This is a genomic window from Pedosphaera parvula Ellin514, assembly GCF_000172555.1.
Taxonomy (GTDB): Bacteria; Verrucomicrobiota; Verrucomicrobiia; order Limisphaerales; family Pedosphaeraceae; genus Pedosphaera.
On sequence record NZ_ABOX02000024.1, the window covers coordinates 74,776 to 99,020 of the forward strand.

At 51.5% G+C, this 24,245-nt stretch carries 21 protein-coding genes; 10 read left to right on the forward strand and 11 right to left on the reverse strand.

Annotation, left to right across the window (positions count from 1 at the left end):
• Positions 1 to 30 precede the first annotated feature (30 nt).
• The 5 genes from thrS to CFLAV_RS18230 form a co-directional block, all read right to left on the reverse strand.
• Positions 31 to 1,887, reverse strand: a complete 1,857-nt coding sequence (gene thrS, locus CFLAV_RS18210; protein ID WP_007416260.1) for a threonine--tRNA ligase — start codon at positions 1,885 to 1,887, stop codon at positions 31 to 33.
• Positions 1,888 to 1,898: 11 nt separating this feature from the next.
• Positions 1,899 to 2,378 (reverse strand): LURP-one-related/scramblase family protein, encoded by a 480-nt coding sequence (locus CFLAV_RS18215; RefSeq protein WP_202796920.1) that lies wholly within the window; start codon positions 2,376 to 2,378, stop codon positions 1,899 to 1,901.
• A gap of 204 nt (positions 2,379 to 2,582) precedes the next feature.
• Positions 2,583 to 3,401 carry a phosphatidylinositol-specific phospholipase C/glycerophosphodiester phosphodiesterase family protein gene (locus tag CFLAV_RS18220; RefSeq protein ID WP_007416262.1) on the reverse strand — a complete coding sequence of 273 codons (819 nt, stop codon included), beginning with the start codon at positions 3,399 to 3,401 and terminating at the stop codon, positions 2,583 to 2,585.
• A gap of 42 nt (positions 3,402 to 3,443) precedes the next feature.
• Positions 3,444 to 4,793: an amidohydrolase family protein gene (locus CFLAV_RS18225; protein WP_050785839.1), complete on the reverse strand. Its 1,350-nt coding sequence runs from the start codon at positions 4,791 to 4,793 to the stop codon at positions 3,444 to 3,446.
• Positions 4,783 to 7,863: an amidohydrolase family protein gene (locus CFLAV_RS18230; RefSeq protein ID WP_007416264.1), complete on the reverse strand. Its 3,081-nt coding sequence runs from the start codon at positions 7,861 to 7,863 to the stop codon at positions 4,783 to 4,785. The genes CFLAV_RS18225 and CFLAV_RS18230 overlap by 11 nt, the downstream gene beginning before the upstream one ends.
• A gap of 172 nt (positions 7,864 to 8,035) precedes the next feature.
• On the opposite strand from CFLAV_RS18230, the gene CFLAV_RS18235 reads away from it, so the two are divergent.
• From CFLAV_RS18235 to CFLAV_RS18245, 3 genes are all read left to right on the forward strand, one after another.
• Positions 8,036 to 8,509 (forward strand): DUF2975 domain-containing protein, encoded by a 474-nt coding sequence (locus CFLAV_RS18235; RefSeq protein WP_040549333.1) that lies wholly within the window; start codon positions 8,036 to 8,038, stop codon positions 8,507 to 8,509.
• 10 nt (positions 8,510 to 8,519) lie between these two features.
• Positions 8,520 to 8,723 carry a helix-turn-helix domain-containing protein gene (locus tag CFLAV_RS18240; protein ID WP_007416266.1) on the forward strand — a complete coding sequence of 68 codons (204 nt, stop codon included), beginning with the start codon at positions 8,520 to 8,522 and terminating at the stop codon, positions 8,721 to 8,723.
• A gap of 302 nt (positions 8,724 to 9,025) precedes the next feature.
• The gene (locus CFLAV_RS18245; protein WP_007416267.1) at positions 9,026 to 9,928 is read left to right on the forward strand and encodes a hypothetical protein; all 903 of its coding nucleotides are present in this window, start codon (positions 9,026 to 9,028) and stop codon (positions 9,926 to 9,928) included.
• A gap of 138 nt (positions 9,929 to 10,066) precedes the next feature.
• Here CFLAV_RS18245 and CFLAV_RS18250 read toward each other — a convergent pair whose 3' ends face one another.
• From CFLAV_RS18250 to CFLAV_RS35020, 6 genes are all read right to left on the reverse strand, one after another.
• Positions 10,067 to 10,657 (reverse strand): hypothetical protein, encoded by a 591-nt coding sequence (locus CFLAV_RS18250; protein WP_040549334.1) that lies wholly within the window; start codon positions 10,655 to 10,657, stop codon positions 10,067 to 10,069.
• A gap of 212 nt (positions 10,658 to 10,869) precedes the next feature.
• Positions 10,870 to 11,742: a hypothetical protein gene (locus CFLAV_RS18255; protein WP_007416269.1), complete on the reverse strand. Its 873-nt coding sequence runs from the start codon at positions 11,740 to 11,742 to the stop codon at positions 10,870 to 10,872.
• Positions 11,743 to 11,904: 162 nt separating this feature from the next.
• On the reverse strand, positions 11,905 to 12,864 hold the full coding sequence (locus CFLAV_RS18260) for an AbiJ-NTD4 domain-containing protein (RefSeq protein ID WP_007416270.1): 960 nt from the start codon (positions 12,862 to 12,864) through the stop codon (positions 11,905 to 11,907).
• Between the two features lie 34 nt (positions 12,865 to 12,898).
• Positions 12,899 to 13,624: an Abi-alpha family protein gene (locus tag CFLAV_RS18265; protein ID WP_007416271.1), complete on the reverse strand. Its 726-nt coding sequence runs from the start codon at positions 13,622 to 13,624 to the stop codon at positions 12,899 to 12,901.
• Positions 13,625 to 13,635: 11 nt separating this feature from the next.
• Positions 13,636 to 14,457: an AbiTii domain-containing protein gene (locus tag CFLAV_RS18270; protein ID WP_007416272.1), complete on the reverse strand. Its 822-nt coding sequence runs from the start codon at positions 14,455 to 14,457 to the stop codon at positions 13,636 to 13,638.
• Positions 14,458 to 14,697: 240 nt separating this feature from the next.
• Positions 14,698 to 15,051, reverse strand: a complete 354-nt coding sequence (locus CFLAV_RS35020; protein ID WP_150107481.1) for a hypothetical protein — start codon at positions 15,049 to 15,051, stop codon at positions 14,698 to 14,700.
• Positions 15,052 to 15,086: 35 nt separating this feature from the next.
• Here CFLAV_RS35020 and CFLAV_RS18275 point away from each other — a divergent pair, with 35 nt between their 5' ends.
• The 7 genes from CFLAV_RS18275 (at position 15,087) to CFLAV_RS18315 (ending at position 24,019) form a co-directional block, all read left to right on the forward strand.
• Entirely contained in the window at positions 15,087 to 19,385 is a 4,299-nt protein-coding gene (locus CFLAV_RS18275; protein ID WP_150107482.1) for an RHS repeat protein, read from the forward strand.
• Positions 19,386 to 19,644: 259 nt separating this feature from the next.
• Positions 19,645 to 20,058 carry an Imm70 family immunity protein gene (locus CFLAV_RS18285; protein ID WP_007416275.1) on the forward strand — a complete coding sequence of 138 codons (414 nt, stop codon included), beginning with the start codon at positions 19,645 to 19,647 and terminating at the stop codon, positions 20,056 to 20,058.
• A 166-nt stretch (positions 20,059 to 20,224) separates the two neighbouring features.
• Complete coding sequence (locus CFLAV_RS32625; protein ID WP_007416276.1) at positions 20,225 to 20,953, forward strand: SMI1/KNR4 family protein; 729 nt, start codon at positions 20,225 to 20,227, stop codon at positions 20,951 to 20,953.
• A 308-nt stretch (positions 20,954 to 21,261) separates the two neighbouring features.
• The gene (locus CFLAV_RS18300) at positions 21,262 to 21,705 is read left to right on the forward strand and encodes a hypothetical protein (RefSeq protein ID WP_040549338.1); all 444 of its coding nucleotides are present in this window, start codon (positions 21,262 to 21,264) and stop codon (positions 21,703 to 21,705) included.
• Between the two features lie 205 nt (positions 21,706 to 21,910).
• Positions 21,911 to 22,384, forward strand: coding sequence for a DUF2975 domain-containing protein (locus CFLAV_RS18305; protein ID WP_007416279.1), 474 nt, complete (start codon positions 21,911 to 21,913; stop codon positions 22,382 to 22,384).
• Between the two features lie 10 nt (positions 22,385 to 22,394).
• Positions 22,395 to 22,598, forward strand: coding sequence for a helix-turn-helix domain-containing protein (locus CFLAV_RS18310; protein ID WP_007416280.1), 204 nt, complete (start codon positions 22,395 to 22,397; stop codon positions 22,596 to 22,598).
• Positions 22,599 to 22,981: 383 nt separating this feature from the next.
• Complete coding sequence (locus CFLAV_RS18315; protein ID WP_007416281.1) at positions 22,982 to 24,019, forward strand: L-type lectin-domain containing protein; 1,038 nt, start codon at positions 22,982 to 22,984, stop codon at positions 24,017 to 24,019.
• Positions 24,020 to 24,245 lie beyond the last annotated feature (226 nt).

The following is a 24,245-nucleotide window of genomic DNA, read 5'->3' on the forward strand; positions in this document are numbered from 1 at the left end:
ATCACGCCTGGCGCATGGACAGAATAAGGATTAGCTCCGACGCTCTTTGATTGAAGCCAGTATGTCAGCAATCACTTCTCCCTTTGGCTTGGCACCGAGGCTGCCTTTGCCATGGAGACGCACACTGACGTTGCCAGCTTCCATATCGCGCGGTCCGATGACGAGCATGGTGTGGACTTTGGTCTGCTCGGCCTCGGCAATCTTGGCTTTGATAGGGTCGGTACGAAAATCGGTTTCGCAACGAACCATGTTCGCGCGGAGTTCGTTGGCAATCAGTTTGGCGTAGTTCACCAAGGCTTCGTCATCGCCAATAGTCAGCACACGCACCTGATCGGGAGCCAGCCAGAGCGGGAAGTTGCCCGCATAATGCTCGATCAGGAATCCGATGAAGCGTTCGTGAGTGCCGAGTGGCGCACGATGAATGCAGAGCGGGGTTTTCTCGGTATTGTCGCGATCGCGATAAGTCAGGCCGAACTTTGCGGGGACGGCGAAATCAACTTGATTGGTGGCAATGGTAAATTCACGGCCAATCGCGCTCCAAACCTGCACGTCAATCTTGGGGCCGTAAAACGCGGCTTCATTCGGCACTTCAACAAAGTTAATGTTGTTTTTGACCAACACGTTGCGAACCATGTCCTCGGTCTTCTTCCAGAGTTCGGGTTCATTCACAAACTTGTCGCCCAGCCGCTTTGGATCGTGGGTGCTGAAGCGCATCTGATATTTCTCCAAACCGAAAATCTTGAAGTATTTCAGATACATTTCATTCACTGCGTTGAACTCATCCGCAAATTGCTCTTCGGTGCAATAAATATGTGCATCGTTCATGTTGAGCGAACGGACACGCATGAGACCGAACAGTTCGCCCGACTGCTCGTAACGATAGCAAGTGCCATATTCCGCCAGGCGCAATGGGAGATCGCGATAACTGTGCGGTTCCGCCGCAAAGATGCGGTGATGATGCGGGCAATTCATGGCTTTGAGATAATAACGTTCCGCCTCCTCATTGCTGTCTCCACCTTTTTCCTTTAATTCCATCGGCGGAAACATGCTCTCCGCATAATAGGGCAGGTGGCCGGAGGTCTTGTACATCTTTTCCTTGGCCAGGTGTGGAGTTTTCACACGCACATAACCTGCTGCGAACTCGGTTTCCTTTGCGAGGTTCTCCAATTCTTCCACGATCATGGTACCTTTGGGCAACCAAAGTGGCAGACCGGGGCCGACATATTCCGTATCAATGGCAAAGAGTCCCATCTCCTGACCAATCTTTCGATGGTCGCGCTTCTTCGCCTCTTCCAACATGGTGAAGTAAGCCTCCATCTCGGTCTTATTCTTGAAGGCAGTGCCGTAGATGCGCTGGAGTTGAGGATTCTTTTCATCGCCTTTGTAATAAGCACTGGCGACGTGGGTCAGCTTGAAAGCCCCGATGTTGCCGGTGCGCATGACGTGAGGTCCGGCGCAGAGGTCAAGGAAGTCTCCGTTCTTGTAATACGAAATAGGTTCGTTCTCAGGAATGTTCTGAACGATATCCAGTTTGAACTTGCTGGGAGTGCCACGTTCACCCAACGCAGCCAGGCGGCCGGTCTGGGCATCCTTAATCGCCTGTTCGCGGGTTACAACGACTTTCTCGAAAGTATTGTTGGCCTTGGTTTCCTTCTTCATCTCGGCCTCGATCTTCTCGAAATCTTCCGGGGAGATGCGATGGCTGAGTTCGACATCGTAGTAAAAGCCGTTTTCGACCGGCGGACCGGCGGCAAACTGGGCATCCGGCCAAAGGCGGAGAATGGCGGTGGCGAGCACGTGCGCGCAGGAATGGCGGACGCGTTCCAGGTCAGTCATTTTCTGGCGATCATCCAGAGTTTTCCGTTCAGCTTCAGGTTTTTGTTGCATGTGGATAAATGTTAATGGTTTTTACGATCGCCATGGCAGATCAAATCGATAACGACAGTGCTGGCTAGAATCAAAATATCATCAGCGTCAGGAGTTGTTTCGACGCCATAAGTGTCCGACCAGGAAAACCAGCGTTTTGATACTTCAGCAACCCTCCGGCCACCGCGCTCAAAAGTGTATTCCATGTCAGTAAAACTGCCCCGCGCTTCCAGGTCATCAGGGCCGGGCACATCGACGGTGAATCGGCAATGCAGGGGCGTGAACAGATGCTTTTTCACCACCGCAGCCAGGTCTCCGCCACGATAGATCTCGTAGGTTGGTCCCCACGACAAAAGTTTTTGAGAAATGAATGCCAGTTCATTTCCGCTCATGTCTTGAAACGAAAGCTTGTCGCCCAGGCTAAAGGCACGGCCATCCACGAAGAAGACCTCCTTTCCCTGCTCATCTTTGATGACGAAATCATCACCAAAAGAGAACACCTTCTGTTTCATGACGTAACGCATATCTATAGATTTCCAGGTTGCTTAAACGGGTAAACAAAAACGCCTCGAAAGGCAAAATCGAGGCGTTGGCGTCCACGGGTTCTTTTCCGTGAACGCTAAAATGTCGTAGTTGTGCTCTGGCTTGCTGCCATGGTCAAACACTAACGAATCCAAAGGCTTTTGGCAAACGAAAGTAGTCACGCAATACCCTTATCACCTTGAATTGTAAAATGTTTGAAAACCTTTCAAGTCGTCCGTGTTGATCAAATCGACGCCATCGGCCAGCATTTCCTTCCAGAAAGCGGGCCGGTCAGGCGCATCCCAAAAGCGTATGCGGCGACCCTGTTCATGGGCCTTGGTGACGAATTGAATCAATCTTTCCTTTTCGTCCACCGGCATCTGGCCATGGCCCTGCCACTTGAAAAATTTACTCCAATCCTCACTGATCCAGGCCACGAGATTTGCGGGTGGATTCTTCTCCAAATCGGGAATTTTGCCATCGCAAACCGCATAACGCATGGCTTGAGCCTTGACCGCTTCGCGCGAGTAACCGCCGGTGAGGACCACAGTGATGGCGTTGGTTTCCAGTTTGCCATCTTTAAAGACGCTCAGAATATCGGAGTATTCGGCCAGAACCTTGCCAAGAACTGCATAGGTGGTTTTGCCCTCGGTTTTAAAATCAATCAGCAGCGTGCATTCCGGGCCGTTGGCATATAGCCGTCCACCATTCTTCTTGATGCGTTGGCGCATCGGATCCAGGTAGAGCGATTGCAAAGTCTTCGCTGGATCGACATCCCTGGAATTGTGAGCGACCAACAGTTGCCCATTCACTAAATGGATATCCGCCTCCACGCTGCAAAAGCCTTGCTCGACTGCATCGAAGAACGGGTGCTTATGCTCGTAATCGTTATGGGCATGGGCGCGGGTGAGTGGAGCGGGATGATTGGTCGATTGTGCTCCTGAGTAGGTGATTGGTGTAACCGCCAGCGCAAGGAAAAGTGGCAATGTTCGAAGCGGGGAGAGTGTATTCATGATTTGTGGCGGGTTTTGGTGCGACGAATTTCGGGAGCAAAGCTATTTGGTTCGAGGCCGATTCTTATATTTTTCGTAGAGGCGGGTGTGTCGGCTCTCCAGGCTGACTTCCTTTCCGGCGATCCACATTTGCTTCACATTCGCGCGCAGGTCTAGAATGCTGCCGTCACAAACAAAAAGCGTCGCTTCCTTGCCGGCTTCAATGGAGCCAAGCCGGTCTGCGATGCCCAAAATTTCGGCTGGATAGAGCATCAGCCCTTTGAGCGCCTCCTCTTCCGGCAGACCGAAAGCCACCGCCTGGGCCGCTGAGTAAGGAAGATTCTTGGCCATGGCGGCATGAAAGCTGTCGGAACCAACGCTGAACGCCACTTTCACGCCGGCGCGGCGGAGTAATTCAGGTGTGCGATAATGCGCGTCGTAGGCTTCATAATCCCGTGGCGGTATCGCGAAGGTGCGTTCAAAAACGACCGGTGTTTTGCTCGAGGAAAGAATGTCGGCAGCCATCATTGCATCGTTCCCATTCACCAACACTATTTTGTATTGGTTGGTTTGGGCCCAACGGAGAGCGGCTTTAATTTGCCGGAATTCATCAGCATGGACCATGATGGGAATCTCTCCACGGACCACGGGCAACATCGCTTCCCACGGCGGATTGATGCCAAAATCAGTGCCTTTTCCTTTCGCGACCTCCCGTGCCTTCGCATAGGCGCGGGCTTCCAGAAAGAAATCGTCCAGCGACTTTATCTTCAACTGGCGCTCCTTCGCCTGGTCTTCGAGAGATTTGTATTTGGATTGATCCTTGAACTTTTCCTTGGGCGTCGTGTCGAGCTTCATCTCCGGCCAATACACATGCAGTGCGGCAGGACGTTTGATGGTCATTTGTTCGGTCGTCCAACCATCCAGCGCGACGACTCCGGAAACTCCTCCGACCACACCACCTTGCGGTGCGGGTTCGACATGAGAGATGCCATTGGCGCGAGTGACGGGAATAAGTTCGGAATCCGGGTTTACGGCAATCCAGGATTGCACCTCAGGGTGGTAGTCTCCCACTTCGCTCATATCGCGGGTGGCGCGCACGGCTTCGATTTCCGTCAAACCCAGCGCGCTGTCCAGTGCGATCATCCCGGGATAAAGGTGCTGGCTTTTGAGATCGATGACCTTGGCTGAGGAGGCTGTGAGATTCGTGCCAACCGCTTCAATCTTATTTCCATTCACCAACACCTGCCCGTTCGTGATGGTGCCGTGGGAGACGGTGTGCACAATGGCGTTGCTCAGCAACATGGATTCAGCCGAAACACGGCTGGCAGTAAAAGCCAGCAGGATACCAGCGACAGCCGACCACAATGCGTGGTGGTAAGGCCGACTCGGTTTTCTTAAAAGATTATTCTTCATCGAGACAATGCCGCACATGGCCATCGTACTTGTGTTCAAGGGATTGATGGAAAAAAGACTTATCATCCGAGCCGCCTTCACCGGAACCGCTGCCGTCATCGGAAAGCTTGGCCAGCTTTTGGGCTTTGGCGATGAGATCAGCGCGCTCCTGGCTCAGGGCTTTCGTGCGGGCAGGGGATAATGAATAGTCAAAATACTTTTTGCCTTCAATCCAGGTTTCCAGGCAGATGGTTTCGGAACTCAGGGGAGATTTGGACCAGAGAACAAAATCGGCATCCTTACCCGGTTCAAGCGAGCCGACATTTTTATCGATGTGCAACTGTTTCGCCGGATTCAACGTAACGAATTTCAGCGCCTCCTCTTCAGGAACCCCGCCATACTTCACAGCTTTGGCCGCTTCCAAATTCATGGTGCGGGCCAATTCGTCTGAATCAGAGTTAAAGGAAACCACCACGCCGCGATCACGCATCAAACTGCCGTTGTAAGGAATGGCGTCGTACACTTCGAATTTGTAGGCCCACCAATCGGAGAAAGTGGATCCTCCCGCCCCGTGCTTCGCGATTTCATCGGCGATCTTGTAACCCTCCAGCACGTGCTGGAATGTGCCGATCTTTACGCCAAACCGCTCCATCAATCGCATCAGCATCAGGATTTCATCCTGCCGATACGAATGGCAATGAATGAGACGTTTGCCCTGGATGATTTCGCCAATGGCTTCCAATTCCAAATCGCGACGGGGTGGCAGACCGCCCGACTTTTTATAATCGGCCCAAGCCTTGAGATATTGTTGCGCGGCCGTGAAACGGTTGGCAAAAAATGTTTCCACACCCATGCGGGTCTGCGGAAAACGTGTTACGGCTTTGTCACCCCAGTTCGCTTGCTTCACGTTTTCGCCGAGAGCAAATTTAATCCCAAGCATGGCTCCTTCGAATTTGAGACCTTCCGGTGTTTCACCGTCGCGCAGTTTGATGACGCAGTTTTGGCCGCCGATTGGATTGGCGGAGCCGTGAAGCAGGTTGGCCACAGTCAGGCCGCCAGCCAGTTGCAGGTAAATATTTTCGGTTTCAGAATTGACCACATCGCCAATCCTCACCATCGCCGTAGAGGGCAGGGTGGATTCGTTCACATCGCCAAGAATCATGCTGTGGCTGTGACAATCAATGATGCCGGGTGTGATGTTGAGGTTATCACCTTTAATGACTGTGGTGTCCTTGGGAACGCTGCTGTGGGCAAAAAGGTTCGTTCCAACCTGCTCAACTTTGCCGCCCTTGATATAGAAGTCAGCATTCTCCAACCGGCCTTCCGGACCGCAGGTCCAAATCGTCGCGCCGCGGATTAGCAGGGCGGGTGGATTGCTGATGGCGCCGCGCCCTTCCAAAGGTGAATGGGCAATGCGCTTCTGCAGATCTTTCATCTTGGCCAGCTTCTTTTCCTTTTCCTCCTGCTTTTTATCCTCTTTTGATTTGCCTGGCTCGGTTGTGGCAATCTCAGGTTTTGTCTCCGGCTTTGTCTCGGGTTTTGGTTTGGTCTTTTCAGGAGCGCCCGTCTCCGGAGATTCAGGCTGGATCTTGTTGGGATCGCCCCCTTCCGGCGTGGTGGGCTTTGCTACTTTTTCTTCGCGCTCCTGTGTCTTCGCTGGCTTCCCCTCCTTTTCCTCCTCCTCAGCAGATTCGCCGGGCACGCGATAAAACCGACCATCGATCCAGACGGAATGAACCTTTGATTCCGGATCGAAGTAGCCTTTCCCATTCACGATCGTGAAGTTGGCCTGCTTGCCGGGTTCGATGGTTCCGAGCAAATTATCGAGACCGCAAAGTTTTGCCGGCACGGTCGTCATCGCCGCGAGCGCGTTGGTTTCGGACAAGCCGCGATCGATCGCCAGTCGCAGGTTTTTGCGGAAATCCTTTTTCTCGGTGAGTCCCGAAGTGGTCAGGGCAATCTCGAGTCCTTGATTGTGCAGCACCGCCGGGTTTTCCGGAGCCCAATCCCACGCGCGCAATTCATCCAACGTCACCTGGCTCCAATCATCATCGCTGGGCATCTTCGGGAGCGCGGGATAATTAAGTGGAACGATGAATGGCACTCCCGCCGCTTTGGCCAGGTCCGGGCGACGCCATTCCTCGCCGCTCGAGACCATGTAAAAATCCAGATTCATCTCGTGCGCAATGCGCGCCGCACGATCCACCAGCAAGGCGTCCTTCGGATCGAAAACCACCTTCATCCGCTTTTGAGTCGCTGGCGCCAATGCTTCCAGACTCACATTGAAATTGAACGCCGGGCGCTTATGCACGTCGGGATGCTTCTGATGATATACCTGTTCGATAATATAATGTTGCGCGTCGAAGAAGGCCTGCCTCACCGCCGCCACCGCGCCCATCGGCGATTCGGGATAGGTATCTTCTTTGCGGTTTTCGAGGTCAAAGGAAACGTGTTGGAACACATCCGGTTTGATGATGGCGTGGCTCGGTTCTTCATCCGAAAGCGCTACAAACGTGCTCGTGCCGCGAATAATCCCCTTGTTCGGAACCACATTGGCGGTGGTGAATCCCAGTTCCCGCAGACTCGCCAATACCTTGGCATCCGGAGCGAAGGTGCGGGCCATGCGACGTTCGGGTGTGACCAATCCCACTTCGCTTCCCGGCCCTTCGGTTTCGTGTTCCTGCGGAGTGGTGCCAAAAAATCTGATTCCACCGCCCGTCAGGCCGGAATCCTCCGAATCCTTCTTTTCCGCCTTGGCCGCAGGTTTGGCTTCAAGAGCGAGGTAAGGGTCGATTAAACCGGCATAGATCGTCAGCCCTTTCATGTCCCAAACCCGTGCATCGGCCGGAATGGCAAGATCCTTTCCCACCTTCTCAATAAAACCGTCCCGGATGAGGATCGTAGCGCCGTCCAAAGTTTCACCGGGCTTCACCACCACCTTCCCGCCCTTCAACGCATGCACCCCGAGCGGAATGGGCCGAAACCCCGGCGGCACCAGTTCCGTCTCGGCGGTCACTGCCAGGGGAAGCGATAGGAACAAGGAGAGAATGATCCCGACAAAAAGAAACAGATGTTTATTATGCTTAATCATCGGTGCGGACGCAGTATGCAAATCCGGTAAAACCTATACAAGCAGAGCTTTGGAAAGTCGACTGAACCGAAAATGTTCAAAGGAGGTGGATCTCCGGTTCGGATTCCTCCCGGTTCAAAAATAACGATAAAAAAATATCGACAAACGATAAATTATGAATCAAGATAGAAACATGAACCGAGGCTCAACAATATTTCTTCAAGGAGTGATTGTGCTTATCGGCATCGGCGCTCTTGCTTTCATGCTTTGGGAGCCTCACGTCGAGGGCGCAAATGCGAACGCCACACTGTTTCAGATGTATTTCAATTCCTTTGTGGTGTATGCCGTTATCGGTTCCACTCCGTTTTTCGCGGCCCTCTATCACGCATTCAAGGTGTTGGGATACGTAAGACAAAACAAGACATTCTCGCAGGCGACCGTGAATTCTTTGCGGATCATAAAATATTGCGCACTGGCCCTTATCGGTTTTGTTGCGGTAAGCGTCATTTTCATGATCGGTGGCGACCGGGAAGACAGGCCGGCCGGGCTTTTCATGCGCATCCTCGTTACCGTTCCTTCAATCATCGTCGCCACCGTGGTGACTATATCCGAGCGGATTTTGCAAAAGGCCCTGGATATAAAATCCGAGAACGACTTGACGGTATAAGGGGACCAGCATGGCAATCATCATCAATATCGACGTCATGTTGGCGAAGCGGAAGATGAGCGTCACCGAACTCGCCGAAAAAGTCGGCATCACGATGGCCAACATTTCCGTCTTGAAAAACGGCAAGGCCAAAGCCGTCCGGCTATCAACCTTGGAGGCGATTTGCAACGCCTTGGAATGCCAGCCCGGCGATATTTTGGAATATAAAAAGTAAAGACAGTGTCTCCGGGATAAGGCTCGATTGCCCCCCCATTCGCGTACGCGGTCCAGGTTTCAATCCCTCGCGCCAGCTTCCCAACCGACTTACGGCGAAAACCAAAATGATGGCAAATAGTAATTACTTTGGCCCGACCCGTTTCTGACCCGTTTCTGTCAACGTCACCAAGTACCACATACCACAGTAATGATGCGCGGCGGCTGCATCCTGGCTGCAAGCTGGCATCGGACGAACTGTGATGCACCACCGCACGGATTTAAATTATTGCCGCCGGAACAGCGCTCATTATCATGTGAGACATGGGTGATAAGAGTGTTAAACAGCCTGTGTTGGCACTGAAGGACTTTCTGACGGGGAGCCCTCCTGGGACTCTTTGTTCTGTTCGGCTTACGGGAGTGGCTGCTGGTATTAGTGTCCAGTTCAAGGTGCCCGTTCTTAATCTTTACTGCACCGATGAAGCATGCGAGGACTTTACGCAGTTTGATCCCAATGTTTCTGAACGCACTGTCCATGTTAATCCAGATGCGGACATCTTCATAAGTTATCGCTGTCGGCATTGCAGACGTTCACAAAAGACTTATGCATTGAGAATTACAGAAGCGGAAAGCTTCACCCTTAATGAAATTGTTGAGGCCAGAATCTTAAAGTACGGAGAGCTTCCCGAGGTGAATCTTGCTCTAACAAGCCGCATCAGCAAGTTAATTGGCCAGGACAGGGACTTCTTTTATAAAGGAGTAAAGGCGGAGTGCTCTGGTCTGGGGATCGCTGCATTCACCTATTATCGGCGAGTAGTGGAAAACCAAAAAGACAGAATTTTTGATGAAATTATTAAGGTTTGCAAGCGACTCGGAGTCACGGGAGATATCGTTGCAGAACTCGAAAAGGCCAAGAAGGAGACCCAATTTACCAAGGCTGTTGGACTTATTAAATCAGAGCTTCCTGATTCCTTAAAAATCGATAACCATAATCCCTTAACATTACTTCACGATGCTCTTAGTGATAGTATCCACAATGCCTCAGATGAGGATTGCTTGGCATTGGCACAGAGCATCAGAGTGGTTTTGTCAAAGTTGGCTGAGAATTTAAATTTTGCTCTCCAGCAAAAGGCTGAGCTAATGGGTGCAGTCAACCTGTTGCTTAATAGAAAGAATAAGAACAGCAGCCCTGAGAAACCGGCAAACGGTTCCACTAAGACTGACTAAACTCTGGTCAGTTCTGTTTTGATCTGGTGCCGATCGTAAGACTCGTGGCATTCTCGCAGACCAATCGCTTCCATTACCCAACTCCTGACGGACGCCGCGCTAACGCAGGAGAGGATGAAGAGGAAAATAGCCATGCGATCAATTGAGGCGAGCTGTCGTTTCTTTCAGTTCGGCAAGCATTGCCGAATACAACTGGTCCAGCGTTATTTGATCGCTTTTACAGCGCTCCTGAAGAGAGCGGAGAGTTGATGCAGGTATAGTAAATGCGCGACCTTCCTTCGCAAGGGACATATCCGACACAAAAACCTGATCCATCACGAGATTGGAATGATCGTGATAGGATTTGCCAACTACGCCTGCAACTCCGATGAGCCATCCCTTTTTGGAGGCTTCAACTTTAAAAACAGGCTCAGATGAAATCAAAATAAATGAAAACGATCCAGGTTCATTGCCCGCTGCAGGCAAGCACTTCGTCTTTGTAAAAGTCACAAGGAAATTGATGGTGGATTCGATTTCATAGGCGATCCCTTCTCCCTTAAGCACATCAATTTTATTGCTCCTAGTAGTTGGATCGGGCGTGGAAGCAGCTACTTGTGACGTCTCGTTTGTTGTGCTCGTTGTCGCAGGCAAGATTGGTGCTTTTTGTGGCTTCCTGAAAGGCTGCTTCACTTCAGGCTGCTGGTCTGAGGATGAAACCAGGGCTAAAACTGCCAAACCGATGAAGCCCACGATTGCGAAAAGGAGCAGAGTCCATAGGCGACTTCTCTTAGGACGAGCTGTCCTTTGAGGAATGACGGGTGGAACTGGTGCAGCTATCCGTGGTGGGACATTGGGGCGCCCACAGTGGGGACAAGAAAATGCTTGATTGCTAATCCGCTGATTACACTCCGGGCAATTAATTAGTGCCATAGTTCCTTAATCCTTATATTGGCAAAGCAGCTTCACTTTCCGTCATACACTTGTTCCTTCTGAACACGTGGAGGCTCCACAAAATCTATTACTGGCACGGGCTTAACCTCACTGATCAGCTTTCCCTTTTTATCTCTCGTCCGCCGCATTGTAACTAGCCCCCATTTTGGTTTTTGTGGAGGCACATCATATTCCCACGTCGAGTCGTTCACGTGCAAAACGACAAGCCCTGATACTACTTCTGCATTTCTATCCATTTCGGAAAATTGTAAGATAAATGAGTCAACCTCGTTGAATTGCTTAACGATTGTTTTTGATCCTTTCAGATCAACATCAAAAGAATTGAAACTTGCTTTGTCCTCTGCGAATTCCAGTCGGGCGTCGCGTTGGTTGGTCGTACCCATATTCCACAGGAAGCAATCATGAGATACGAGTGATAACAAAGTGGTGTTTGATCCAGATGGACTAAAAAATCTTAGCTGAGCCCCGAACGGTTCCTCTGGTTTTGATATAAACAGCGGTGTCTGATTGGATGGCGTTTTGATGATAAGACGAGCAGATGCTGATGCGCTTGCCACCTTCTTTTTAAGCGGATCATTGCACCATTCAGAATACGCTGTGATTCCAGCCAAAATAACTTCGATGAACACTCCGATTATGACCAGCCACTCACCCAAGGTCTTGATTTTTTTTATGAACCTTAATTGTCGAACATTTTTGAAATGCTCTTTTTCTGCTGCTTGTTCAAAAATTAACCCAACGACAACAATGAAGCCCCCTGAACCAGCAACTGACACCTTGGAAAAAAGTGATTCATTCCTGAGTAAAAGGAATTCAACCACAATAAGTGCGCACACCGAAACGGCAATTACAACCTTCGAAAAAATCGATCCTGTCCCCTTCATTTCTTTTATTTACGCTACTGCTTCAATCGCAACCTTAGCAACCGCCTCTCGTGATACAACCGATGGAATGCTAATGCAGCAAAAATCTTCGCAGTATATGAGTTGATGCCTTCTCATGAACAATCGGCGAAGGCCTATGGTGACTGGTGTGTTCAGTTGCAATTAAACCAGGGTTGCAATGCTCCATTGCTGCTCGAACAACTGGCTATCGTGTCTGGCATTTTCGGAACCGGTTGGTTCGTGGTCTAAAACCTCGTCCTTATCAATATGGTTGAGCGACATTCCGCAGGTAACGATACTGCCATCATGGAGTACCAAAAATCTGCGGTGGGGTTTAATGCTCGCTGGACAAATGCGAACTTCCCAGGAAGCTTGTCGTTCGGTGTTGATATCCGCAAGAAACGTAAGGAATGATTGCTTTTCGGTCGTTTTGGAGAGCCGCTTTATTGTGCCAAGAATGCGAAGCGAAGGGCTGAACGTAGTTCCCATGTCAGCCAGTGTCGTCATAAGCAATAACGAAGCTGTGTCTATGTATGGGTCATGAATTGCGACCACGGCAGCTCCTCCAATTATCTTTTGGATTTTTCTAATGTTGCGGGCAGGTTCTCCTGCAACCAATCGTTCCGCCAATGGCAAAGGCGGCGGCCCATTGGGAATTGTGACAATTTGCCCGCGAACATACTGATAGCCCACATTGTTCTCATTAAACCGGCGATTCAGTTCTTCGATGATGTCGGCGGGCCTGAATCGTGCAAGGCTGAATGCGTTATCTCCCCAAGGGGTAAATGTCCGGTACATCATATTTTCCATGACGTTAAACACAACCTGAACCACGTCTAATGCCATGGATACGTCACGAAGATTAAAGAAGTATTCCGCTATGACTCCGCGCAGAGGAAGCTCGTGCTGGCTCACCTGAGGCAACTCGAGAAGCTTATGTTCCTCGCAAAGTATTTGGTAAATTTTTCGGTATGCCATGCCCGGGCCGGGATGGTAGGACACATCCTCTCCGAATCCTTTCTCCCAAATTTGCATGATTTGAACGCGTAAATCGTAAGGCAAATCGTGGCTGAGTGCATCCGGCTTCTTGCCGTCATTCTGCGATTTCGAAAATAGATTCATTGGGCGGGTACTATTCCTTTTTTAGTTGGCTACTTTAGTCTTGCGGAGCAACGGCAGCCATAAATTCCTGGCCAAACCGGGTCAGGAGCAATAAAAGAGGCCGTCGCTCTTGTCCTGGCTTGAAGGGAATTACATCCGCAAGGCTTTGCTGGCACAATAAGGTGACGGACAGGCTCCAAGGATGATCTTGCTGTTCGTCTATTGCGGATACCCATCGTTCCTTCATCCCCACTTGCCCCTCACTTCCGCCAAGAAAATAGGAAAGCCTCGGGTCCTCGGGGCGAGGTTTCAAAGTAAGCAAAAGTCTCGCTTCCTCTGGGCCTAGCTGGCTCAAAATGCTCACAAATCGTGGATGGCTGTTGTGGTCGACAAGTTGCGACTCCAAAAGGTTGACCCACATTTCATGCACAACTGAATCAGTTTCCAAAGAACTTTCCTCAAGTGCCCGAAGGAACGTTTTAGGATGGCTTGGCAGTTGTGGAACTTCGCCTTGCTTCTGCGCTCGTGCTTTAGCGCGGATTAATGCTTGCTCCAACGTATAAGTTCCAATGGCCTTTCGCACTTCAACCCAATTATCAAAGGTTTGGCGAATCAGTCGCCCGAGTCCATCTGTCGTTTGAGTGAGCGGAGCCACTAAAGCTTCAAAGGTCTTCAGCACTGTTGCAGTGGTCTGCTTGTAAACTTCTGGCGGGATGGCCTCAGCAACCTTGCCGACCCCAGCAAGGTCAAAACCGCCTTTTTTGACTTCTTCGGGTATCATACACTTTGGTTTTACTGATTCCCCATTGCGCCGATTGCTTTTCCAATCGCCTCGCCTGCCGCCCCTAAAAATTCCTTATGTTTGACAATCCATTGTTCGCCGCGAGCAATCAAAGAAGGCTTTTTCTTGGCTGGAGCGTCTTTCAGTTCGTCCATGATGTTTTCCAGTTCGTGCCTGTCCTTTGTCGGTATTTGTTTGTCAATCAGGAGTTGATGGATGGAACTGTAGTCATAGACAGTAACTTGAGAGTTGGTGATGTTGCCAATAGCACCGTGGACCGTGCCGTAGTTGTAAAAGTGATTTGCAGCTGCCTGCTTTTCCTTTTCGTTAAAATTCATGTCTTCTCCTTTGATTCCGCGCTTTTCGAGTTCAGTTGTCCACCGAAGAAGTTCGTTCGTTACCGCGTCGATGATGCGTTTGAATTGTTCCCCTGATGTGACAATTCGTTGGGGACTGGTCATGTGTATAGAAGGGAGCCCATCATCGCCTACGATGGGAAATCTTTTTGGGGAAGCCATTGCTACTTGCTCTGCCTTTGCATGACTTTCGATTTGTGCAATGGGTTCGCGTGCTTTCAACTTAATACTGAGATTTCCCGCGAATTGCCAACCGCCCCGATAAGCATTATGAATTTGCAAACTATTCGTAACATAATCCCTATATGGTGGTGTCTCTGTATTCGCTGGATAGCCGTCCAGTTCCATGTCTACCCAACGCTCCACATCCTCCAAATTAAGTTTAGCAGCAATCAGCTTTGTTTGCCTCAATAACTGTGTGAGCGATTGCTTTCCTTCCACAATCGTCATTTGCAAATTATGAACTGCTGAACCCATCTTGAAGGCTGACACTATCAGGGGTGGAAAGCACTGGCAAGGCACCAAAGGGAAAGCGGTGTAAAATCGCACCGCGCGACGGATTAGACACCTTGGTAATCAAAACTCCTTGGCGGTGCCTTTAATCTGCAAGAACGAGCGGTTTAATTACTTTGATACTTGGCTGCAAGAGCTTCTAAACCCTTTATTTTGTCCAAGGCGGACAAGTTCCGATGTTTGGAGGGCGGCGGGATAGGTCTTTCAAGTTCTTTGTCGTAGGAAAAGTTGTCCCGATACCTTGAAACACCCCCAAAAGTCAGAAATGTTTACAGGCAAATCATCATCCACGTGGCGGTCATCATTTGGTTTATGACTTAAGGCAGGAACATCATCAAATTCATTCAATTTCTGTTCTAAGGAGACATAAATAACACCCAATGATACCAATGGTTTCTGTTTGAGACAGTTATGAGATAGCAAGGAAGGAACGGAAATAGAGGAAATAGACGGTGAAACCGACAAAATTTCGTCCTCGGTAAACCTCATTTTAGACCCATCCACCCGTTTTAATGTCACAATAGGTGCAAATCCTATTTCCGCGCGGAATACTGACATTATAGCTTTAATGACATTGGTAGCGTCAGCCTCCTTTGTCCCACAACCGTCATGGCAAAACTGGAAAGCTGCGTTCAACTCCTTCGCCTCAGCAGGTGCTCTATAGCGGCACCTCTGACCCAAATATCACCAACACCTTCTTCCACAACCTGCGTGGCGAGCTGGTGGAAAGCGATGATGCCGCCGGGCGCGCCAACCTTTACACGTACGACGGGATGGGACGGGTGGAGTCGCATGAAGTTTATGATGAATTGAACAACCGAGTCTCCGCCGAGTCCGCCTACTACAATGAAAACGGAGAGCTGACCTGGAGCGATGGCTCGCAATCCGACCCGGAGGATTATGTCTGGCGCGATTATGATGGCGCCGGCCGCAAGGTGCAGGAGGTTCACTGGCGTTCTCAGGCAGACCCCAATGCCGCCGGTGCGGTGGCTCCCTCGGGTGACGCTCTTTATTCCATCAGTTTCTTTGAGTATGACCCCTTCGGCAATCTCATCAAAGCCATCGACCCACGGGGCAATTACCAGCGGATGAAGTATGATGCGGTCGGGCAACTGATCGAACAGCGTTCCTACGCCGCCCAAACCGGCCTGGCACTGGCCACCAATCGTTTTGCGTATGAACCGGGTGGGCAGGTGGCCTTTGCCACCAATGCCCTAGGCGGGGTCACGGCCAAACGCTATACGTACACCGGCAAACCAGAGTTTCAGAGCACTCCCGATGGAGCCACCAACGCCTGGACCTATTATCTGGATGGCCGGTTGCGCCGGGAGTTCCAACGCAATGGCGCGTTCCTGGAAACCACCTACGACGATGCCAACCGGACGGCCACACGCATCTTCTATTCCTCCACCGGTTCGCCTCTGGCAACCAATGCCTCGGTGTTTGATCGGCGCGGCAATGTCATTCAGAGCGTGGATGCGGCCAGCAATGTATTCACGAACATCTACGACGGACTGGACCGGCTCAAGATTTCGGCTGGGCCTGCCATCATGACCGTCATTGGCAATACGAATATCCCCGGACCCGGCGGCGGCTTGACCACCAATCTGGTCCAGCAGGTGGTCACCAACTTCTATGATGCCGCTGGCATCGCTCTCACGAATGTAAATGCCTTTGGGGAAAAGAGCGTGACGACCCGCGATGCGTTGGGCCGGGTGGTGAATGCAGCCATTTATGCTTCCAACAGTGTGAGTCCCGTGCGCTTCAGCCGCTTTGTTTATTCCGCTGACCAGCATTTTATCACCCAGTGGGAGGGCACCAACTCCCAGGCGATTCCGACACTCTACGCCTTGGATAATGAAGGGCGCACTATCACCACTTCTCATTACCCGCATTATCCCACCACCGACTTGGTCGAGTTTACCACTCAGGACTACGACGCCGCCGGAAACCTCACGCAAAGCAAACAATGCACCAGGAGCAATTCCGTGGTCACGGTTTGGAGCACGAATGCCTGGACGTATGATGCCTTGAACCGGGTGAGCACCGAAACCACGCGCGATGGCGCTGTCACCAGCTATGGCTATGACGCCCTGGGCAACCTGACCAACCGGGCCATGCCTGGTAATCTGGGCTGGTCGGCCACTTACAATAACTCCAGTCAAATCCTGACCGAAAATGACAGCAGCGGCGCGCAGTCCACCCGCCACCTAACCTACAGCTATTACCCAATAGGCAATGCGTTTGCCGGCTTGCCGCAAACCGTCACCGACGATCGGGGCGTGACGCGCACCAACTTGTATGACGATTATCTGCGGGTGGGCAGGGCCGTATTGACCGGGCCGCTGAACGAACAACAGCTCACCTGCAACTGGCAGTATGACGTGCGCGGATTGGTGACCAACCTTACGCAATCCTTCGCGAGCACCAATGGCGGGCCCACGACCGTCATCACCCGCGCCTATAACGCCTATGCCCAGCTCACGAGCGAAAGCACAACCTTGAACGGGGCTGCCTTGAACTCCGTTTCCCAGGGCTGGGATTCGGCAGGCCGCCGGGCACAAAGTGCGGGCATGAGCTTCCAATACCGTGCCGATGGCCTGTTAACGGGTGTGAATGGAGCCACCTTTGGCTACGGGGACAATGGCTTGATGACGGGCCGCACGAACAACGCCCGTTCCATGACGATGGACCAGCGCGACGGCACAGGGCGGCCCTTGCAGGCAACCACCCGCGTCAACCTCTCCCCGGTGCTGACGGAAAACTGGACCTGGACGGGCGATGGAATGCCCGGTTCCTACACGGCGGCGCGGAGCGACTACACCGATGCGCGGAGTTTCACTTACGGCACAGCCAACCGGCGGTTGACACAGGAAACATTGGCTCTGGGCAGCAGCCAGACCGTCACTAATAACTACACGTTTGACAATGGTCAGGCTGGTGGCCTCGGTGTGCTGACGGGACAAGCTGCCGGTGCCGCTTCGTGGAACGGCGGTCTGGATGCCTTTGCCCGGGTGGCAACAGAAACCAATACGGTTCTCCACCGCACGGCCAGTGGCAGTGTCAATGGGCCCGCCACCTTGCGGGGCTATTTGAACGGGCAGAGTCTGGACCTGGCCTATGATGTCCATGGCCCGAGCGCGTGGAGTGCCGATCTGGCCCTGCCCCCTGGCACCAATGCGCTCACGGTCTATGCGGACCATCCCAGTGGTTTATTCACCACCAACACCGCCAGCACCTTCACCGTTCCTGCCGGCGCCTTTGATCAGGAAGTCAGCCAGTACGATGGCGCGGGCAACGTGACCAACCGCACCTGGAAGAATGCGCTCGGCCAGATCATCCAGACCCAGAGCCTCTCGTGGGATGGCTTGGGACAACTGGTCAGAGTCAATCAGCGGGATGTCAATAACAACGGGTTTAATTTTGAGTCCTACTTTGACGGCGCGGGACGGCAGGTCCGCACCATTGAGACCACGGTGACCAACAACGTGGCGCTCTCTTCCAATCCCGCGCCGGTGACGGTCACCTATACCTACGACCCGCAGGTGGAGTTCTTGATTGTGGGCATCGGCATCAGCCAGGGGATGAATGCGCGCCAGGATACGCTCGTTTATGGCCCGGATGTGAGCGGCACTTACGGGGGGATGCACGGGGTGGGTGGACTGGAGACGGTGACGAGCCTTCCCTTCAACAGCTCCGCCGTCCTGCTCAATGACGCCTTTGGCAACATCCTGGGCGCAGTGACCAATGGCACCGTGGCCTGGAACGCCTCGCGGGTGAACCTTTATGGACCAGTGGAAGGCTACGCTCCGCCCCGCCTGTCGTTAAGCGCACCTGCTTACGCGAGCTTGGCCTGGCGCACCCGCTCCATTACGCCTGCGGGCCTGTTCCAGTTGGGCACCAGACCGTATGACCCCGTTCGCCGCGCCTTCCTGAGCGGTGATCCTTTGGGACACAAATCTGATCCTGCGCTCAATACTGCGTTCAATGGCAATCCAGCGGTGTATTTTGATGCCGATGGGAGGGTTGCCACTCGCTGGGCTGGGAACAACTTTGCCGAAGCTGCTGGATTGGCAAACGGCGCTACTGACTGGGGGTTGGACGCGGTAGCGTTCATTGAGATGTCCAGTTCTACCGGTGTCGCCCTCAGTCTTCAAGGCGATGTGACTCCCCTTACCAGCGCTGCTCGAGACGCTGAAAACGCTGCCTTTAGCCGAATCACGCAGAATTTCACTGCCGAACAGGGCTATCACTTTGGAGCGGGTTATTTTGTGGGTGATTTTGCTCCGAATCTAATTCCCGCGGGAGGAGAGGCGGCTGGCGGAGAGTTCGCTGCAAGATGGATGACAGCACTGATGGAGCGGTTCCCAATCCTGGAAACAGATGTGGGGGCTACACTTAGCCGGTGGCTTGGTGCCGAGGCTGAGAATATGACAAAGAACGCTCCACAAGAGTTTGCGAATTGGGGTGGAGAATTTGTCAATGACATGCCGCATTCCAGTCCTAAACAGAATGTTGTCCCACCACAGTTACCGGAAGGCGTTGATTATGAAGCAGAACGTCTTGCAGCTCGAGGTGTACCAAAAAATACTTCGGTTTTTCAACCAACACCTGAGCAAACTCAAACCGCGGCATTTCAAATAATCGTAGGGCCACCAAAATACACTCCAGGCGGCCAACTTATAGGAACTATTTCAGACGGCGCTCGAAATGGACTGCTTGAAATCAAAGGAGGCTCAAGCACTCTGTATTCCACCTATCAAATGCGCTTGCAAGTTTACAATTCAGTCGTGAACAATATACCAATGACGATAGAGACCTCGCGCCCCGTGAATCCGACTTTCATGAACTATCTTCAGCGGTGGGGTGTCACAGTTCAGAACCCCAAGTGAACAAGATGAACTATCGTTACACGAAGCATCAGGTCCCGAGAGCGGCATTTCCAGATGCCCAGAGCAGAGATGAGATTTACCTGTTCAAAAATGTCGCAACGCTCAGGGCCACCTATCAAGTACGCTTGCTAACCTTCCTAGCTTCTGAAACTGGGAGAAAGCTAGTAATTGATGTTCCCAAACACTTTAAACCACACGCGTCACTAGCCAGGCTTATGAAGGAGTGTCCGAAAGCCCTTCGGATCGAGAAAGGATTGAAGTGAGCCTATATCTCTGCGTATTTGATGAAGACGACGAGATCGACGGTTTGGACGTTGGGGCATACTCAGATTTCGCGCATTTCCGCAATACGATAGCACAAGAGTTGGAAGAGGGACGGCCAGGGACACGGTTTCCCACTCTCATGCTGCATTCCGATTGTGATGGTGAATGGAAACCGGATGAGTGTCTCAAACTATCGAGAGAGCTCGAAATCATTGCATCAGAATTAAAGCAGCGTCCACCGAGAGAATTTCATTCGGAATGGCAAAAAGGTGTGGTGAAGAAACTTGGTCTCACCCCACTAAATCTTTATGATTGCTTTATTGATGTAGATGGCGAGCCAATTTTGGAGCGATTAGCTCGTTTGGTGGAGACGGCTAAGCGTAGGCAGTTGCCGATTTTATTCCAGTAGGGCTCAAATGAACTTTTGAGTCAACTATATTAGGCGTGGTGCCTGGGAAAATTAAAAATTGGAGCAAGATAAAAAAGTTCTGGTAAAGAGTTACGTTAAGAGGTTCTTAAAAATGCGCAACATGCTTAAAGGAATTGAGCAATAATGAGGAACCTTGTTGGCATTCATGACACGAGAGGAAATCGAGAATGTGCTGGCATCACTCTTCAAAAAGAGGACTGTGCCGTTCGATTCGGCGACGCCGCAAGATTGGAATAAGTTGAATGAAAAATTCGGAACACATTTCAGCAACGAGTTCATCTTGTTTATGGAACTCGTGAACAAGTATCAATTTCGGGGAGAAATTCTGAACATTACCCGAGGAGGATATTCTAGCAGTAATGATACCATCGCGTTCTCATACGATTTTGAAATGAAGAATGGCGACTGGCAGAAAGATATGATTCCTTTCTATAATATTGGGAACGGTGACTATTTTTGTCTGAGTGCCAGCGCAGGGGAGGATTCTCCGGTTTTTTATTTCTATCATGATGATGGCAGATTTGAACGCTACTCGGATATGGCTTTAGAGAATACAGAAACAGTTGATGCGGTCGGTATCGAGAATAATAGCGATTTCGCAGTTCTCACAATAGCTGATGAGTGGGACTGGCAGGTCGAACGGACGCACTTATTGGCGCTTCAAGCAAAACTAAATGCCTATTTTAGATTCGTTGAAAGCGGACAGATTTTGGAGTCCTATCCCGAAGCAGCAGGGCGACAGCTGGTAATTGATGTTATTGGAAAGTTTCCATTACCGCAGAGTGGGATTGATCTCTTAACGCATGCCTCAGATGCCTGTGCCGGTTTAGGCATCAGAATACGTTATCGTCACTATCCTGGCCCTCAACAATAGGAAAAAGAACTCACGAGCCAACCATAGCACCGGTGGTGCCAATGAAAATTGAACCTTGGAGCAGCTTCTTGATTACGAACCCTTCGTGAGGAAGGAAAGCTCATCTACATCTCACCGAACATCCCAACAGCCTGCCCGCCTCGTGCTGTTGGTCCGGTCAACCCAGAGCGTGGTTTTGCGGGTTTATTTCACTCCGGCACGCCCGGATCGCTTTCGGTAAGGGATGCGACTTCTCCGGTTATGTCGCGCACCTGAAATCAAACTTCCCTTTGCCAAACCAGCGTTTCGTTGAATAGCGATCCGCCACCTTGCGGGGCTATTTGAACGGGCAGGCGCTGGACCTGGCCTATGATGCCCATGGCCCGAGCGCGTGGAGTGCCGATCTGGCCCTGCCCCCTGGCACCAATGCGCTCACGGTTTATGCGGACCATCCCAGTGGTTTATTCACCACCAACACCGCCAGCACCTTCACCGTTCCCACGGGTGCCTTTGATCAGGAAGTAAGCCAGTACGATGGGGCGGGCAACGTGACCAACCGCACCTGGAAGAATTCGCTGAAAGAAATTGCACCTCACCGTCTGTGCCGCTTTTTGATTGACCCAGGTTCACCAGACGGTTCGCGTATTCGATGCTCTCGATTTCCGGCACGAATGCGAGCGTCTATGGCACGCAGATGTCTTGATCCTTCAAACCTGCACTCGCCACTTTCTTACCAGTTTTGTCAGTCAACTCGTAGCGGAACGAAGTATTGAAATTGCCATCGGCATATTCCTTAAATGGCGGTCGATTATCCAAGTCTTGCATCAATTTTTTCGCGGCTTCTACGGAAGCGATTATCTCCTGCAAATCGCCTCCAGTTCAAACTACAAGTGCCGCAATGGTTTGAATTTAAGGATGAATCACGAATAACGATAAATATATATCGGCAAACGATCAATTACCAACTAAGATGAAAATATGAATCGAGGCTCAACAATATTTCTTCAGGTAGTGATCGTGCTCATCGGCATCGGCGCTCTTGCTTTCATGCTTTGGGAGCCTCACGTCGAAGGCACAAATGCGCACGCCACACTGTTTCAGATGTATTTCAATTCCTTTGTGGTGTATGCGTTTATCGGTTCCACCCCGTTTTTCGCGGCGCTCTATCACGCATTCAAGGTGTTGGGATACGTAAGACAAAACAAGACATTCTCGCAGGCAACCGTGAATTCTTTGCGGATCATAAAATATTGCGCACTGGGCCTTATCGGTTTTGTTGCGGCAAGCGTAATTTTCACGATCGGTGGCGACAGGGAAGACAGGCCGGCCGGGCTTTTCATGCGCATCCTCGTTACCTTTCCTTCAATCATCGTCGCCACCGCGGTGACTATATCTGAACGGGTTTTGCAAAATGCCGTGGATATAAAATCCGAGAACGACTTGACGGTATAAGAGGACCAGCATGGCAATCATCATCAATATCGACGTCATGTTGGCGAAGCGGAAGATGAGCGTCACCGAACTCGCCGAAAAAGTCGGCATCACGATGGCCAACATTTCCATCTTGAAAAACGGCAAGGCCAAAGCCGTCCGGTTATCAACCTTGGAGGCGATTTGCAACGCCTTGGAATGCCAGCCCGGTGACGTTTTGGAATATAAAAAGTAAAGCAGTGTCTCCAGGATAAAGTTCGATTGTCCCTTGGACAAAGTTCATCGATTTAGGGTAGGAATGTTTGTCACTCCGTCGCCTCGATTCGCGCACGCGACCAAGGATCTAATCCCATCACCACGCACCTCGTAGGTTGTCCACCCTTCAGGGTGTCCGGCTGCGAAACTCACACCGCACTTCATCTGCGTACGCGGTCCAAGTTTTGAATCCCTCGCGCCAGCTTCCCAACCGGCTTACGGCGAAAACCAAAATGATGGCGAATAATAATTGCTTTGGCCTGATCCCTTTCTGACCCCTTTCCGCGACATTTATCTCTAATAACTTGCACGGCCTTTTCGCCCGTGCTAAAAGAGGGCGTACGACAAACCCAAGGTGATATTATGAATTTAAAATGGCGCTCGGTTGCTTTCCAGATATGGGCGTTACCTTTATTTGCCATCACCCCATTTTGCGCTGCCAGAACGGTTAGTTTCCAGGATTTTTCCTCGACCGCTGGACTGATCCTGCAAGCCAACGCCGCTTCGGCCAACGGACACCTCAGACTGACGCCCGCGATTGCCGGCCGGGGATTGGGCGGCGCCTGGTTGGAAACGAAGCAGCCGGTGAAAAACGGGTTCGAAACGACGTTTCAAATTCAGATCACGGAAAAATATTCTTCGGGTGGAGATGGCATGGCCTTTGTCATCCAGGGCGGCGCAAAACCTGGCGTGGGGCTGACCGGAGGAGAGCTTGGATTTGGGGGAATCACGAATCAATTTGCGGTTCACTTTAAAAACTATCACTGGGGCGACCACCCCACGGACGGCCGGTACGATGAGATCGCCGTGCTGGCAGCTTCTTCCCCCACGGAACCCTTGCGCGACGCACCCGAAAACTTCATCGGCTCGGTAAGCCGGCGGATTGATTACTCCGATGGCGCAGTGCACACTGTGAAAATTCTCTACGTCCCCGGCAACTTGCAGGTGTTTCTGGACGATCTGGCCAATCCATTGATGACGGTCTATGTGAATCTGGCCAAACTGATGAATTTGGATGAAGGCCGGGCATGGGTGGGATTCACGGGATCCGGGGGCGCGGATTGGCAGAACCAGGACGTGGTGAGCTGGTCGTTTAGCTCAAACGACCCGGCACCGCGCTTGAGCGGAGTGACGGCGCCATTGGATTCAAACAATGCCCCCGGGCTCACTCTCCCACACCGGCTGTTCAGCACCCCCAGCCTTTCCATGCCGGAAACAACACCACTATCGGTTGACCACGCTTTCGGATACTCTGTGCCGCCGGGCATTGAGCTGGCGTATCAGATTGAAGCCTCAACCAACCTCGTTTCCTGGGCACCACTCACCAATCGGACGTTTTATTTCCGCGACCACGATTCAACCAATTCCGCAATCCGCTTCTATCGCTTTGTCCCGAAGTAAAGTTTTCCGCGGTTAATCCCCAAACAACTTCTTCAACTGCACCTGTGCCGCCTCTTCCCGGCTGTTCTTCTCGTCCTTGGCCACAAAGTCCCGCCTCACAAATTCGAAATACTCGCAGAATTTCCCAGGTGCTTTTCGAATACCGGGTCCGCCGGTCCCGGCGGTATGAATCGGAATGATGTGTAACAGTCTGTCCGGAGTGGTGGGTTACACTTCCGAAAAGAGG